The 14743-nt window shown below is 61.7% G+C and carries 17 protein-coding genes; 14 read left to right on the top strand and 3 right to left on the bottom strand.

Annotated features, from left to right (window positions below; translation table 11 throughout):
- The 8 genes from BM019_RS17290 (at position 1) to BM019_RS17255 (ending at position 8678) form a co-directional block, all read left to right on the top strand.
- A complete protein-coding gene (locus tag BM019_RS17290) occupies positions 1-720 on the top strand; it encodes an SPOR domain-containing protein (protein ID WP_007925864.1) in 720 nt (239 codons plus the stop codon).
- Between the two features lie 211 nt (positions 721-931).
- Positions 932-1462 carry an ATP-dependent protease subunit HslV gene (hslV, locus tag BM019_RS17285; RefSeq protein ID WP_003186641.1) on the top strand — a complete coding sequence of 177 codons (531 nt, stop codon included), beginning with the start codon at positions 932-934 and terminating at the stop codon, positions 1460-1462.
- A gap of 57 nt (positions 1463-1519) precedes the next feature.
- Positions 1520-2860 (top strand): ATP-dependent protease ATPase subunit HslU, encoded by a 1341-nt coding sequence (gene hslU / locus BM019_RS17280; RefSeq protein WP_007925868.1) that lies wholly within the window; start codon positions 1520-1522, stop codon positions 2858-2860.
- A gap of 75 nt (positions 2861-2935) precedes the next feature.
- Positions 2936-3316 carry a gamma-butyrobetaine hydroxylase family protein gene (locus BM019_RS17275; protein ID WP_092419004.1) on the top strand — a complete coding sequence of 127 codons (381 nt, stop codon included), beginning with the start codon at positions 2936-2938 and terminating at the stop codon, positions 3314-3316.
- A gap of 258 nt (positions 3317-3574) precedes the next feature.
- Positions 3575-5254 (top strand): class II poly(R)-hydroxyalkanoic acid synthase, encoded by a 1680-nt coding sequence (gene phaC / locus BM019_RS17270; RefSeq protein ID WP_009041813.1) that lies wholly within the window; start codon positions 3575-3577, stop codon positions 5252-5254.
- 96 nt (positions 5255-5350) lie between these two features.
- Positions 5351-6208 (top strand): poly(3-hydroxyalkanoate) depolymerase, encoded by an 858-nt coding sequence (phaZ, locus tag BM019_RS17265; RefSeq protein ID WP_092419002.1) that lies wholly within the window; start codon positions 5351-5353, stop codon positions 6206-6208.
- A 108-nt stretch (positions 6209-6316) separates the two neighbouring features.
- Positions 6317-7999: a class II poly(R)-hydroxyalkanoic acid synthase gene (gene phaC, locus BM019_RS17260; protein ID WP_009041812.1), complete on the top strand. Its 1683-nt coding sequence runs from the start codon at positions 6317-6319 to the stop codon at positions 7997-7999.
- Positions 8000-8057: 58 nt separating this feature from the next.
- Positions 8058-8678, top strand: coding sequence for a TetR/AcrR family transcriptional regulator (locus BM019_RS17255; protein ID WP_009041811.1), 621 nt, complete (start codon positions 8058-8060; stop codon positions 8676-8678).
- 75 nt (positions 8679-8753) lie between these two features.
- On the opposite strand, the gene BM019_RS17250 is transcribed toward BM019_RS17255, so the two are convergent.
- The 3 genes from BM019_RS17250 to BM019_RS17240 all read right to left on the bottom strand — a co-directional run bounded on the left by BM019_RS17250 (position 8754) and on the right by BM019_RS17240 (position 10470).
- Positions 8754-9554, bottom strand: coding sequence for a phasin family protein (locus tag BM019_RS17250; protein ID WP_062823915.1), 801 nt, complete (start codon positions 9552-9554; stop codon positions 8754-8756).
- Positions 9555-9564: 10 nt separating this feature from the next.
- The gene (locus tag BM019_RS17245; RefSeq protein ID WP_009041809.1) at positions 9565-9987 is read right to left on the bottom strand and encodes a phasin family protein; all 423 of its coding nucleotides are present in this window, start codon (positions 9985-9987) and stop codon (positions 9565-9567) included.
- Positions 9988-10194: 207 nt separating this feature from the next.
- Positions 10195-10470 (bottom strand): polyhydroxyalkanoic acid system family protein, encoded by a 276-nt coding sequence (locus tag BM019_RS17240; RefSeq protein WP_007925878.1) that lies wholly within the window; start codon positions 10468-10470, stop codon positions 10195-10197.
- 155 nt (positions 10471-10625) lie between these two features.
- Here BM019_RS17240 and ubiE point away from each other — a divergent pair, with 155 nt between their 5' ends.
- From ubiE to BM019_RS17210, 6 genes are all read left to right on the top strand, one after another.
- A complete protein-coding gene (gene ubiE / locus BM019_RS17235; RefSeq protein WP_009041808.1) occupies positions 10626-11396 on the top strand; it encodes a bifunctional demethylmenaquinone methyltransferase/2-methoxy-6-polyprenyl-1,4-benzoquinol methylase UbiE in 771 nt (256 codons plus the stop codon).
- Positions 11396-12019, top strand: coding sequence for a ubiquinone biosynthesis accessory factor UbiJ (locus BM019_RS17230; RefSeq protein WP_009041807.1), 624 nt, complete (start codon positions 11396-11398; stop codon positions 12017-12019). Before ubiE ends, BM019_RS17230 begins: the two co-directional genes overlap by 1 nt.
- Complete coding sequence (gene ubiB / locus BM019_RS17225; protein ID WP_009041806.1) at positions 12016-13620, top strand: ubiquinone biosynthesis regulatory protein kinase UbiB; 1605 nt, start codon at positions 12016-12018, stop codon at positions 13618-13620. The genes BM019_RS17230 and ubiB overlap by 4 nt, the downstream gene beginning before the upstream one ends.
- Positions 13621-13701: 81 nt before the next feature.
- A complete protein-coding gene (hisI, locus tag BM019_RS17220; protein WP_007925882.1) occupies positions 13702-14094 on the top strand; it encodes a phosphoribosyl-AMP cyclohydrolase in 393 nt (130 codons plus the stop codon).
- 2 nt (positions 14095-14096) lie between these two features.
- The gene (locus tag BM019_RS17215; protein ID WP_007925883.1) at positions 14097-14429 is read left to right on the top strand and encodes a phosphoribosyl-ATP diphosphatase; all 333 of its coding nucleotides are present in this window, start codon (positions 14097-14099) and stop codon (positions 14427-14429) included.
- 25 nt (positions 14430-14454) lie between these two features.
- The gene (locus BM019_RS17210) at positions 14455-14733 is read left to right on the top strand and encodes a twin-arginine translocase TatA/TatE family subunit (RefSeq protein WP_007925884.1); all 279 of its coding nucleotides are present in this window, start codon (positions 14455-14457) and stop codon (positions 14731-14733) included.
- Positions 14734-14743 lie beyond the last annotated feature (10 nt).

Here is a 14743-nt window from a genome sequence, read left to right as displayed (position 1 = left end):
TTGGCTGCCAAGAAAAAACCTGCACCCAAGCGTGGCGCCAGCCGTTACCAAGCTCCTGCGAAGCAACCGATCCCGGGTTGGTTGTGGATGGCCATCGGCCTGGCCGTGGGCGCCTTCATCGTGTTCCTGATGAAGCTGGAGCCGGGCAAGGGCGGTGACAGCGTCAAGCGCGAGCGGCTGGAGCAACAGAAAACCACCAAGATCGCCGAGGCCAACAAGACCCCGCCGAGCCCGCAGCAACCGGTGAAGCCGAAGTACGACTTCTACACCCTGCTGCCGGAATCGGAAGTGATAGTGCCGCCGGAAGCGGTGCCGGAAAAAACCCTGCCAACGCCGCAGACCGCGCCGGTGGTTCCGACCACGCCGGTAACCCCGGCGGAAGCGGCGAAGATCGACACCGCGCGGGCCCAGGCGGCCCTGGCCGGCATCACCCCGCCGCCCGCACCACCGGTGGCGCAGGTAGCGAAGGCCGCGCCGGTGACCAGGTTCTTCCTGCAGGCCGGTTCGTTCCGCAAGCAGACCGATGCCGACAAGGTCCGCGCGCAGATCATCCTGCTGGGGCAATCGGTGTCCGTCGAGTCCGGCACCGTCAAGGACGAGACCTGGTACCGCGTACTGGTCGGCCCGTTCAGCAACCGCGAACAGCTGACCACCGCGCAGAAGCAACTGGCCGGCGCCGGCTTCAGCAACCTGCTGTTACAACAGCGCCAGAGCCGCTAAAACGACCGATCGCGAGCAAGCTCGCTCCTACAAGGCCTGCGTCAAACCTGTAGGAGCGAGCTTGCTCGCGATGACGTCCTCATTGACACCGCCTCCCCCAGCAGCAAAGACCGCTCGTCCCACAACCCCCAGCGCAGTTGAAAAAACCCGCGTCACCCCCATATGAGTTCCCATCAGGGCATTTTCGCCCCGCAGCGTGGAGACTCTCCCCTTGACCACCATCGTTTCAGTCCGCCGCCACGGCAAAGTCGTCATGGGCGGCGACGGCCAGGTTTCCCTCGGCAACACCGTGATGAAAGGCAACGCAAAAAAGGTTCGTCGCCTGTATCACGGCCAGGTCATCGCCGGCTTTGCCGGGGCCACCGCTGACGCCTTCACCCTGTTCGAACGCTTCGAAGGCCAGCTTGAGAAGCATCAGGGGCATCTGGTACGCGCCGCCGTCGAACTGGCCAAGGAATGGCGTACCGATCGCTCCCTCAGCCGCCTCGAAGCCATGCTCGCGGTCGCCAACAAGGACGCCTCCTTGATCATCACCGGCAACGGTGACGTGGTCGAGCCGGAAGACGGCCTGATCGCCATGGGCTCCGGCGGCGCCTACGCCCAGGCCGCGGCCAGCGCCCTGCTGAAGAAAACCGACCTGTCGGCCCGCGAAATCGTCGAAACCGCCTTGGGCATCGCCGGCGACATCTGCGTATTCACCAACCACACCCAGACCATTGAGGAGCAGGATCTCGCGGAATAAGCCTGTTTCGGCCATCGCGCCACGGCATTCATTCTTGCTTGAGGACCGCCAATTACTATGCCCATGACCCCCCGCGAAATCGTCCACGAACTCAACCGCCATATCATCGGCCAGGACGATGCCAAGCGCGCCGTCGCCATCGCGCTGCGTAACCGCTGGCGCCGCATGCAGCTGCCTGAAGAGCTGCGTGTCGAAGTGACCCCGAAGAACATCCTGATGATCGGCCCGACTGGCGTCGGCAAGACCGAGATCGCCCGGCGCCTGGCCAAGCTGGCTAACGCTCCGTTCATCAAGGTCGAAGCGACCAAGTTCACCGAAGTCGGTTATGTCGGCCGTGACGTTGAATCGATCATCCGCGACCTGGCCGATGCCGCGATCAAACTGTTCCGCGAACAGGAAATGACCCGCGTGCGCCATCGCGCCGAAGACGCCGCCGAAGAACGCATCCTCGATGCCCTGCTGCCGCCGGCGCGCATGGGCTTCAGCAACGAGGACGCCGCCCCGGCCCAGGACTCCAACACCCGCCAGCTGTTCCGCAAGCGCTTGCGTGAAGGCCAGCTGGACGACAAGGAAATCGAGATCGAAGTGGCTGAAGTCAGCGGCGTCGACATTTCCGCGCCACCGGGCATGGAAGAGATGACCAACCAGCTGCAGAGCCTCTTCGCCAACATGGGCAAGGGCCAGCGCAAGAACCGCAAGCTCAAGATCAAGGACGCGCTCAAGCTGATCCGCGACGAAGAAGCCAGCCGCCTGGTCAACGATGAAGAACTCAAGGCCAAGGCCCTTGAAGCGGTCGAACAGCACGGCATCGTGTTCATCGACGAAATCGACAAGGTTGCCAAGCGCGGTAACTCCGGTGGCGTCGACGTCTCTCGCGAAGGCGTCCAGCGCGACCTGCTGCCGCTGATCGAGGGCTGCACCGTCAACACCAAGCTGGGCATGGTCAAGACCGACCACATCCTGTTCATCGCTTCCGGCGCGTTCCACCTGAGCAAGCCAAGCGACCTGGTGCCCGAGCTGCAAGGCCGCCTGCCGATCCGCGTCGAGCTCAAGGCGCTGTCGCCGGAAGACTTCGAGCGGATTCTCAGCGAGCCTCACGCCTCCCTGACCGAGCAATACCGCGAGCTGCTGAAAACCGAAGGCTTGGTCATCGAGTTCCAGGCGGACGGTATCAAGCGCCTGGCGGAGATCGCCTGGCAGGTCAACGAGAAGACCGAGAACATTGGTGCCCGTCGCCTGCACACCCTGCTCGAGCGCTTGCTCGAAGAGGTGTCGTTCAGCGCCGGCGACCTGGCCAGCGCCCACAACGAAGAGCCGATCCGCATCGACGCCGCCTACGTCAACAGCCACCTGGGCGAATTGGCGCAGAACGAAGACCTGTCCCGTTATATCCTGTAACGAGCACGTTCCCGCGGCAGCGAGCAAGCTCGCTGCCGCGGGGATTCCTTGTACAGACGGACCGCAGGCTGCCCCATGACCACTCGACTTCCCACCGCCATCAACCTGCACAAAGCCTCGAAGACCCTGACGCTGACCTACGCGCCAGACGAGGTCTATCACCTGCCCGCCGAATTCCTGCGGGTGCACTCCCCCTCCGCCGAGGTCCAGGGCCACGGCAAACCCATCCTGCAATTTGGCAAGATGGGCGTCGGCCTGACCAAGGTCGAACCGGCCGGTCAGTACGCACTGAAATTGACCTTCGACGACGGGCATGACAGCGGCCTGTTCACCTGGGACTACCTGTACCAGTTGGCGGTGCGTCAGGACGATCTGTGGAAGGATTATCTTGCCGAACTTCAAGCAGCCGGAAAGTCCCGCGATCCAAATGAGTCTATCGTCAAGCTGATGCTCTAGATCAGACCTCTGAAGCTTTAGAGGGCATTTTCTAGATTCATCTGTTTGAATGCTGGGCTGCATGGCCAACGATTGGCCTGCTTGCGAAAAAAATTAAACTCGGGTAACCAATGGAGCTGGCAAGTTCCCTGCAGTGTTCTCTGAACAAAAAAGCAGTAATGCAGAATCAACGGTCACCCGAGCAGTAGTACCTGGCATTTTTGCTGTGTGACTACACAGCAGGTCCGGTACTCGTCTCAGGACAATGGAGCGTCGTAGATGAGTAACAAGAATAACGATGACCTGAAACGCCAAGCCTCGGAAAACACTCTGGGCCTGAATCCTGTCATCGGTTTACGTCGGAAAGATCTGCTTACCTCTGCTCGTATGGTGCTGACCCAGGCCATCAGACAACCGCTGCACAGCGCCAAACATGTGGCCCATTTCGGCGTCGAATTGAAGAACGTGATATTCGGAAAATCGACGCTGCAGCCGGAGAGCGATGACCGTCGCTTCAACGATCCGGCCTGGAGCCAGAACCCACTGTACAAGCGTTATCTGCAAACCTACCTGGCGTGGCGCAAGGAGCTTCACGACTGGATCGGCCAGAGCAACCTCTCCGAACAGGACATCAGTCGCGGCCACTTCGTCATCAACCTGATGACCGAAGCCATGGCGCCGACCAACACCGCCGCCAACCCCGCGGCGGTCAAGCGCTTCTTCGAAACCGGCGGTAAAAGCCTGCTCGATGGCCTCTCCCATCTGGCCAAGGACCTGGTGCACAACGGCGGCATGCCGAGCCAGGTCAACATGGACGCCTTCGAGATCGGCAAGAACCTGGGCACCAGTGAAGGCGCAGTGGTGTTTCGCAACGACGTGCTGGAACTGATCCAGTACCGCCCGGTAACCGAACAGGTGCACGAGCGCCCGCTGCTGGTGGTCCCGCCACAGATCAACAAGTTCTATATCTTCGACCTCAGCCCGGACAAGAGCCTGGCGCGCTTCTGCCTGCGCAATGGCGTGCAGACCTTTATCGTCAGTTGGCGCAACCCGACCAAGGCGCAGCGCGAGTGGGGCCTGTCGACCTACATCGAAGCGCTGAAAGAAGCGGTCGATGTGGTCACTGCCATTACCGGCAGCAAGGACGTGAACATGCTCGGTGCCTGCTCCGGCGGCATCACCTGCACCGCGCTGCTGGGGCACTACGCAGCCTTGGGCGAGAAGAAGGTCAATGCCCTGACCCTGCTGGTCAGCGTGCTCGATACCACCCTCGATACCCAGGTGGCGCTGTTCGTCGACGAGCAGACCCTGGAGGCCGCCAAGCGTCACTCCTATCAGGCCGGCGTGCTGGAGGGCCGCGACATGGCCAAGGTCTTCGCCTGGATGCGGCCCAACGACTTGATCTGGAACTACTGGGTGAACAACTACCTGCTGGGCAACGAGCCGCCGGTGTTCGACATCCTGTTCTGGAACAACGACACCACCCGATTGCCCGCGGCCTTCCACGGCGACCTGATCGAAATGTTCAAAAACAATCCGCTGATCCGCCCCAATGCACTGGAAGTGTGCGGCACGCCGATCGACCTGAAGCAGGTCACCACCGACATCTTCTCCCTGGCCGGTACCAACGACCACATCACCCCGTGGAAGTCCTGCTACAAGTCGGCCCAACTGTTCGGCGGCAAGGTCGAATTCGTCCTCTCCAGCAGCGGGCATATCCAGAGCATCCTGAATCCGCCGGGCAACCCCAAGTCGCGCTACATGACCAGCGAAGAGATGCCGTCCAGCGCCGACGCCTGGCAGGAAAACTCGACCAAGCACACCGACTCCTGGTGGCTGCACTGGCAGGCCTGGCAGGCGGAGCGTTCGGGCAAACTGAAAAAGACGCCGAGCATTCTCGGCAACAAGGCGTATCCAGCGGCCGAGGCGGCGCCGGGTACTTATGTCCATGAACGTTAACCGATAGCAAGCCTGTAGGATCGAGCCGCTTGCGAGCATGCTGCTGCGCAAGCGACTCCCCCCTACAGGCAACGATTCCACCAACAGGGCCAAGGCATGCCTCAACCGTTCATCTTTCGCACCGTCGACCTGGATGGCCAGACCATCCGCACCGCGGTACGCCCAGGCAAGCCTCACTTGACACCCTTGCTGATCTTCAATGGTATCGGCGCCAACCTGGAGCTGGTGTTTCCATTCGTCCAGGCTCTGGACCCGGACCTGGAAGTCATCGCCTTCGACGTACCGGGCGTTGGTGGCTCCTCGACGCCGAGTCGCCCCTACCGGTTTCCCGGCCTGGCCAAGCTGACCGCGCGCATGCTCGATTACCTCGACTATGGGCAGGTCAATGTGGTCGGGGTGTCCTGGGGCGGGGCACTGGCCCAGCAGTTCGCCTACGACTACCCCGAACGCTGCAAGAAACTGGTGCTGGCCGCCACCGCCGCGGGCGCCTTCATGGTGCCGGGCAAACCCAAGGTGCTGTGGATGATGGCCAGCCCACGGCGCTACATCCAGCCCTCCCATGTGATCCGCATCGCCCCCCTGATCTACGGCGGCTCGTTCCGCCGTGATCCCAACCTCGCCGCCGAACATGCCAGCAAGGTCCGCTCGGCGGGCAAGCTGGGCTACTACTGGCAATTGTTCGCCGGCCTCGGCTGGACCAGCATCCACTGGCTGCACAAGATCCATCAGCCGACCCTGGTGCTGGCCGGCGACGACGACCCGCTGATCCCACTGATCAACATGCGCATGCTGGCGTGGCGAATTCCCAATGCCCAGCTACACATCATCGACGACGGGCATCTGTTCCTGATTACCCGGGCCGAGGCCGTGGCGCCGATCATCATGAAATTCCTCGAGGAGGAACGACAACGGGCAGTGATGCACCCGCATCCGACGCCGTTCAGCGGTGCGTAGCAAAAAGCGTCTGCCGACAGGATCGTCGCGCGCGCAGGATGGTTCAGGACCGACTATGGTGTTTGTCTTGGTGTGCTTGTTGATGGCTTGACGAAGGAGTGTTGAAGCATGCGAGACAAACCAACGGCGGGCTCGTTGCCCACGCCCGCCACCTACATCACTGCCCAGAGTGCCATCACCGGCCTGCGTGGCCGTGACTTGTTGTCGACTCTGCGCAGCGTGGCCACTTACGGCCTGCGTAACCCGGTACACAGCGCGCGCCATGCCTTGGCGCTAGGTGGCCAATTGGGCCGTGTACTGCTGGGCGAAACACTGCACAAACCCAACCCCCAGGACAACCGGTTCTCCGATCCGACCTGGAGCCTGAACCCGTTTTACCGACGCGGCCTGCAGGCCTATCTCAGCTGGCAGAAACAGATCAAAAGCTGGATCGACGACAGCGGCATGAGCGCGGACGACCGGGCCCGCGCGCACTTTGCCTTCAACTTGCTCAACGATGCGGTGGCACCGTCCAACACCCTGCTCAATCCGCTGGCGATCAAGGAAATCTTCAACTCCGGCGGCAACAGCGTGATCCGCGGCATCAGTCATCTGGTCGACGACCTGCTGCATAACAACGGCCTGCCCAGCCAGGTCACCAAACAGGCCTTCGAGGTCGGCAGGAGCCTGGCCACCACTCCCGGTTCGGTGGTGTTTCGCAACGAGCTGCTGGAACTGATCCAGTACAAGCCGATGAGTGAAAAACAGTACGCCCGGCCCCTGCTGGTAGTGCCGCCGCAGATCAACAAGTTCTATATCTTCGACCTCAGCCCCACCAACAGCTTCGTGCAGTTCGCCCTGAAAAACGGCCTGCAGACCTTCATGATCAGTTGGCGCAACCCCGATGTCCGGCATCGTGAATGGGGCCTGTCGAGCTATGTCGAGGCCGTGGAGGAAGCCATGAATGCCTGCCGGGCGATCACCGGCAGTCGTGACGTGAACCTGATGGGTGCCTGTGCCGGCGGCCTGACCATTGCCGCCCTGCAAGGCCACCTGCAAGCCAAGCGACAACTGCGCCGGGTCGCCAGCTCCACCTACCTGGTCAGCCTGCTGGATAGCCAGCTGGACAGCCCGGCGACCCTGTTCGCCGACGAACAGACCCTGGAGGCAGCCAAGCGCCGCTCCTATCAACGCGGCGTGCTTGACGGTCGTGACATGGCCAAGGTGTTCGCCTGGATGCGGCCCAACGACCTGATCTGGAATTACTGGGTCAACAACTACTTGCTGGGCAAGGAGCCGCCCGCGTTCGACATCCTCTACTGGAACAACGACAACACCCGGCTGCCGGCTGCCTTTCATGGCGATCTGCTGGATTTCTTCAAGCACAACCCGATGACTCATCCCGGGGGCCTGGAAGTGTGCGGCACGCCAATCGACCTGCAAAAGGTCACGGTCGACAGCTTCAGCGTCGCCGGCATCAACGACCACATCACCCCTTGGGATGCGGTGTATCGCTCAACCCTGCTGCTGGGCGGCGACAAGCGCTTCGTGCTGTCCAACAGCGGGCATGTGCAGAGCATCCTCAACCCGCCGAGCAACCCCAAGGCCAACTACGTCGAAAACGGCAAGCTCAGCAGCGACCCGCGGGCCTGGTACTACGACGCCAAGCACGTCGACGGCAGTTGGTGGACGCAATGGCTGGAGTGGATCCAGCAGCGTTCCGGCGCCCAGCGCGAAACCCTGATGACCCTGGGCAACCAGAACTACCCACCGATGGAGGCGGCGCCTGGCACCTACGTGCGCGTCCGCTGAATTTCCCCGCGCCGCGGCCCTAGGGGTCGCGGCCTGACTGAACAACCAAGAAGACTGGATGAAAACCCGCGACCGGATACTCGAATGTGCCCTGCAGCTGTTCAATCACAAGGGCGAACCCAATGTCTCGACCATGGAAGTTGCCAACGAAATGGGGATCAGCCCCGGCAACCTCTACTACCACTTTCACGGCAAGGAGCCGCTGGTCCTCGGGTTGTTCGAGCGCTTTCAGAATGAGCTGGCGCCCCTGCTCGATCCGCCCGCCGATGTGCACCTGGCTCCCGAAGACTACTGGCTGTTCCTGCACCTGATCGTCGAGCGCCTGGCGCACTACCGCTTCCTGTTCCAGGACCTGTCCAACCTGGCCGGACGCCTGCCGAAGCTGGCCAAGGGAATTCGCAACCTGCTCAACGCCCTGAAGCGCACCCTGGCCTCGCTGCTGGCCAGGCTCAAGGCTTCGGGCCAACTGGTCAGCGATACCCAGGCACTGGGGCAACTGGTGGAACAGATCACCATGACCCTGCTGTTCTCGCTGGACTATCAGCGCATTCTCGATCGCGAGGGCGAGGTACGGGTGGTGGTCTACCAGATCATGATGCTGGTGGCGCCGCACTTGCTGCCACCGGCGAAACTGGCCACCGAGCAAATGGCCCTGCGCTACCTCGACGAGCACGATTGAGCGGCGCCACAAGAGCCCCACGAACAAAAACGCCCGACCTTTGCAGGCCGGGCGTTTTTGTATGCCCCGAAAAACTCAGGACTGACTGGTTGGCGTCGCGGGTGCTGGCGCGGCAGTCGGGGTGACGGCAGGGGTTGGCGCCACTGCGGAATTCGCAGGGCTGACCGGTGCTGCCGGCTTGGCGGCAACCGCAGGCTTCGGTGCAGCGGCCTTGGGTGCTGCCGGCTTCTTCACTGCTGGTTTTTTCGCTGCCGGTTTCGCGGCGGGCTTGGCCGCTGGTTTTGCCGCTGGCTTGGCGGCAGGTTTTGCAGCCGGCTTGGCCGCCGCTGTTTTGGCTGCCGGTTTCGCCGCAGGCTTGGCTGCTGCCTTGGCCGGAGCCTTGGCTGCCGGCTTGGCCGCTGCTTTAGCCAGAGGCTTGGCCGCCGGTTTGGCCGCTGCAGTCTTGGCCGCGATCGGAGCCACCTTGGCGCCTGTGAGCTTTTCGATCTGTTTGGTCAGGGTGTCGACCTTGCTGTGCAGCGCCTTGACTTCATTACGGCTAGGCACGCCCAGACGCGAAATGGCACTGTTCAAGCGTTTGTCGAATGCACCTTCCAGCTCGTCCCACTTGCCCAGCGCGCGGTCCTTGACGCCACTGATGCGCGATTTTGCCGAGCTCGCGGAGTCCTTGGCGGCGTCGACTTTCTTGCCGACAGCGCTTTTGGTGAGCTTCTCGGCTTTCTCGCCATCCTTGACCAGCGACTCGAAAAGCTTGCTGCCGTCAGTGTCGATTTTCGAGTACACGCCTAAACCAGCAAGCCAGATTTTACGGGAGTAGTCTTCGACCTTCCCGATCCACGAGCTGCCTTCTTTTTCAGTATTCTTTTTACCAGCCATCCCGTTCTCCTTAATGTTTACGCGCGACACGTTCGAGCAATGCCGTCAGCTCATCGAGCTTAGCAGAGAGTGTCTCAACGTCATGTTTAGACGGAATGCCGATGCGATTCAAGGCACTTGCGACGCGCGTGTCAAAAGCCCTCTCGACTTTATCCAGCTGCACTTCGACTTTGCCTCTGAGACTGGTGACATCCCCCTTCACGCTATCAATCTGACTGTTGGCGGCCTCAAGTTGTTCAGTCACAACTTTTTTGCCTTTCTTTTCAATAGTTTGACCGGCTTTGACGAGCTCTTGAAAGTACTCGCTGCCCTCCTGGCCAACCTTGGTGTAGGCACCCAGGCCTGCCAGCCAGATCTTGCGGGCATAGGATTTGACTTCACTCAGAGTGGTTGATGCGGCATCAACTTTTTTCTTCAGAATTACTTTGGCCATAGTGCACCTCACGCGCAGAAGGTTTGAGGAACTGCCCGCAGGAAAGTGGGCTCAGGCACAAAGTAGTGAGAAAAATTAGAATCGGCACCCTAACCAATGTCATAAAAGAGTGGACGATTATTGGAGAAACCAGCTCGCCAGCGATGCTTTCCCAGGCGTCATGACAACACCCGAAATCGCCGGCAAGCCGACTTCCGCGAAAGCGCCTCAGACCAGGGCTTTATCCAGCGCCTTTTCGATTTCCGACTTGATCATGCCGCTCATGGCGGACATCAACAGGCCCAGCTCGACATCGACCCTGATCGAATCGTCGCCCACCTGCACCGCACCTTTGACCCCCGAACGCTTGAGGTTCAGGGTATCGCCCGACCATTGCGGCTCCAGGCCATACTGATCGGCCAGTTTCTGCGCCAACTGGTCAGCCTTTTCGCGGGCTGCCTCCTTACCCAGGCCGTGGGCACGCTCAACACTTATACGGGCCATTGAATGACTCCTGATTTATCGGGACTTGCCTTGAGCGTCTTGAGCTGCGCTGCGTCAAAACGCCCCGGCGCTTCACTATCTTACATTCAGCCTTGCCAAGACAAAGACCGCCACCGGGATTAGAATGTCCCGCATTCTCTTTTGGTGACAGCGATATGACTGATCAGCGCAAAGGCAGCGATGCCGAACCCACCACTCACTTCGGCTTCAAAAACGTTCCGGAAAGCCAGAAGGCGGAAAAAGTCGCTGAGGTGTTCCACTCGGTAGCCGCCAAGTACGACCTGATGAACGACGTACTGTCCGGTGGCATGCATCGCCTGTGGAAACGCTTCACGATCGAATTGTCCGGCGTTCGCCCCGGCAATCGCGTGCTGGACATCGCCGGCGGCACCGGTGACCTGACCCGCAAGTTTTCCCATCTGGTGGGCCCTACCGGCCAGGTGGTGCTGGCCGACATCAACGCTTCCATGCTCAAGGTCGGTCGCGACCGCCTGCTCGACAAGGGCGTGGCCGGCAACATCGAGTTCGTTCAGGCCGACGCGGAGAAACTGCCGTTCCCGGACAACCATTTCGACGTCGTGACCATCGCCTTCGGCCTGCGCAACGTGACCCACAAGGAAGATGCCCTGCGCTCGATGCTGCGGGTACTCAAGCCCGGTGGCCGCCTGCTGGTGCTGGAATTCTCCAAGCCGACCAACGCCCTGATGTCCAAGGTCTACGACGCCTACTCGTTCGCCTTCATGCCACTGGCCGGCAAGCTGATCACCAACGACTCGGAAAGCTATCGCTACCTGGCCGAATCGATCCGCATGCACCCGAATCAGGAAACCCTGAAGTCGATGATGATCGAGGCCGGTTTCGATCGCGTGACCTACCACAACATGACCGCGGGCATCGTCGCCCTGCACCGCGGCATCAAACCCTGATGTTGTTCAGCGGCCTGCTCGCCAGCGTCGAACACGGCCTCAACCGTGTACTGCGTCTCGACAGCACGGCTTTGCCACGCTTGCAGCCTTTGAACGGCAAGGTCATCGCCGTCGATTGCCGCAGCCCGAGCGTGCAGTTGTTCGTCATTCCCGGCGACGAGGGCCTGACCCTCGCCGCGCATTGGGCCGCCGACGCCGACTGCACCCTGCGGGCGCCGGCCTCGAGCCTGGTGCGCCTGGCCCTGAGCCAGGACAAGACCGCGGTGCTGCACGGTCCCGAGGTCGAGCTGGAAGGCGACAGCGGCGTGCTGCTGGAACTGGCGGCCGTCCTCCAGGACCTGGAGCTGGACTGGGAATACGAACTCTCGCGTTGGCTCGGCCCGGTGGCCACCCAGCTGTTCAGCGGCCATATCCGTAGCCGCGCGCGCTGGTACCGCCAGGGTTTCGCCAGCCTGAACCAGAACCTTGCCGAATACCTGGCCGAAGAGTCGCGCACCCTGGTGGGCCAGCGCGAAGCCGAAGCCCGTTTCAGCGAACTGGACCGGGTCAAGCTCGACCTGGAACGTCTCGAGGCGCGCTTCGAGCGCCTTTCCCGATCCCTTGACCCAAGCGATAACGCATGAAGCTGCTTGCCGTCCGCCGTTTGTTGCGCATCCAGCGCGTCGTGATCCGCTACCGCCTCGATGACCTGCTGTTCGCCCTGCCACTGCCCTGGTTCCTCCTGGCGCTGCGCTACGCCTTGCCCTGGCGCTGGTTCCCGCGCAAGCCGCTGGAACTGAGCCGCGGCGCACGCCTGCGCCTGGCCTTGCAGGACCTGGGACCGATCTTCATCAAGTTCGGGCAGATTCTCTCGACCCGCCGCGACCTGCTGCCCGAAGACATCGCCGACGAGCTGATGCTGCTGCAGGACCGCGTACCGCCCTTCGACTCGAAGAAGTCGGTGGCGCTGATCGAGGAGCAACTGGGCAAGAAAATCAGCGAGGTGTTCAGCCGCTTCGATATCGAGCCCCTGGCCTCCGCCTCGGTGGCGCAAGTCCATGCCGCCCAGCTCAAGAGCGGCGAAGAAGTGGTGGTCAAGGTCATCCGCCCGGGCCTCAAGCCGGTCATCGCGCAGGATCTGGCCTGGCTGTTCATCCTCGCCCGCGCCGCCGAGAAGGTCTCGGCCGACGCCCGCCTGCTGCACCCGGTGGACGTGGTCAGCGATTACGAGAAGACCATCTACGACGAACTCGACCTGTTGCGCGAAGCGGCCAACGCCAGCCAGCTCAAGCGCAACTTCGAAGGCTCGCCACTGCTCTACGTGCCGCAGGTCTACTGGGACTGGTGCCGGCCGAAAGTGCTGGTCATGGAACGCATCTACGGGATCCAGGTGACCGACCTGGCCACCCTCGCCGACCAGCGCACCGACATGAAAATGCTCGCCGAGCGCGGCGTGGAGATCTTCTTCACCCAGGTGTTCCGCGACAGTTTCTTCCACGCCGACATGCACCCGGGCAACATCTTCGTCAGCACCGTGCAACCCTGGAGCCCGCAGTACATTGCCATCGACTGCGGCATCGTCGGCAGCCTGACCCCGGAAGACCAGGACTACCTGGCCCGCAACCTGTTCGCGTTCTTCAAGCGCGATTACCGGCGCGTGGCGCAGTTGCACATCGATTCGGGCTGGGTGCCGGCAGAGACCAAACTCAACGAATTCGAAGCGGCGATCCGTACCGTGTGCGAGCCGATCTTCGAAAAACCGTTAAAGGATATTTCCTTCGGCCAGGTGCTGATGCGCCTGTTCCAGACCGCTCGCCGCTTCAACATGGAAGTGCAGCCGCAGCTGGTGCTGCTGCAAAAGACCCTGCTGAACATCGAAGGCCTGGGCCGCCAGCTGTACCCGGAGCTGGACCTGTGGAACACCGCCCAGCCGTTCCTCGAACGCTGGATGCGCGAGCGCGTCAGCCCCAAAGCCCTGCTGGGCAACCTGCATAGCCAGGTCGAGCAACTGCCGCACCTGGCCAACATGACCCGCGACCTGCTCGAGCGCATGTCCCAGCCCCATGCCCAGGACCCTTCTCCCCCCTGGAAACGGCGCAAGGACGACTGGTTCCTGCGTCTTCTCGGCGCGGCACACCTGGGCGGTGGGGCGATCCTCGCGGCCGGCGGACCGCTGAACGGGCTGGGTCACTGGCCGGCTGGGATCATGATTGCCGTGGGCTTGTATCTGGTCGTGCGCCGATAGCCAGCCGGGCTAGCGGCTGGCACACTGTTTCCCATCGCCGAGGCTCGACGAGCGCGTCGAGCCCTGTTGTCGGAGTCGAAGATGAAAGATTGGCTGGACGAGATCAAATGGGACGCTGACGGCCTGGTGCCAGCCATCGCCCAGGATCACAAGACCGGGCGCGTGCTGATGATGGCCTGGATGAACCGCGAGGCGCTGAGCCTGACCGCTGCCGAAAACCGTGCCATCTACTGGTCACGTTCGCGTGGCAAGCTATGGCGCAAGGGAGAAGAGTCCGGGCATGTGCAAAAGCTCCATGAAATGCGCCTGGACTGCGATGCCGACGTCATCATCCTGATGGTCGAACAGATCGGCGACATTGCCTGCCATACAGGCCGCCAGAGCTGCTTCTACCGCGTTTATGAAAACGGCGACTGGAAAACGGTCGATCCGGTACTCAAAGACCCGCACGCGATCTATCAAGCAGGACACTGAACATGAGCGATACCCTGACCCGTCTGGCCCAGGTGCTGGAAGAGCGCAAAGGCGCCGCCGCCGACACTTCCTATGTCGCCAGCCTGTACCACAAGGGCCTGAACAAGATTCTGGAAAAAGTCGGCGAGGAATCGGTGGAAACCATCATCGCCGCCAAGGACGCCGCCCACAGCGGCGACTGCAGCGATGTGATCTACGAAACCGCCGACCTGTGGTTCCACACCATGGTCATGCTCGCCCAGCTGGGGCAGCATCCGCAGGCCGTTCTCGATGAACTGGACCGGCGCTTCGGTTTGTCCGGACACGCCGAGAAAGCCTCGCGTCCGTCCGCCTGAACATCATTTAGAGAGGAAACGCAGCATGGGCATTTTTGACTGGAAACACTGGATCGTCATCCTGGTTGTCGTGGTGCTGGTGTTCGGCACCAAGAAACTGAAAAACCTCGGCACCGACGTCGGCGAATCGATCAAGGGCTTTCGCAAGGCCATGAACGACGACGAAAAACCCGCCGAACCCGGCGTGCCACCGACCGCCCAGCCTGCTCCGCCGGTCCAGCCGCAAAGCGCTCCGTTGAACCAGCCGCACACCATCGACGTGCAGGCGCAAAAAGTCGAAGAGCCGACCCGCAAAGACTCGTGAGCACTGACTA

Origin of the sequence: Pseudomonas sp. NFPP07, assembly GCF_900115645.1 — a bacterium.
Lineage (GTDB): Bacteria > Pseudomonadota > Gammaproteobacteria > Pseudomonadales > Pseudomonadaceae > Aquipseudomonas > Aquipseudomonas chlororaphis.
The sequence above is the reverse complement of the archived record's forward strand: the minus strand, read 5'-3'. Positions and strand labels throughout refer to the sequence as shown.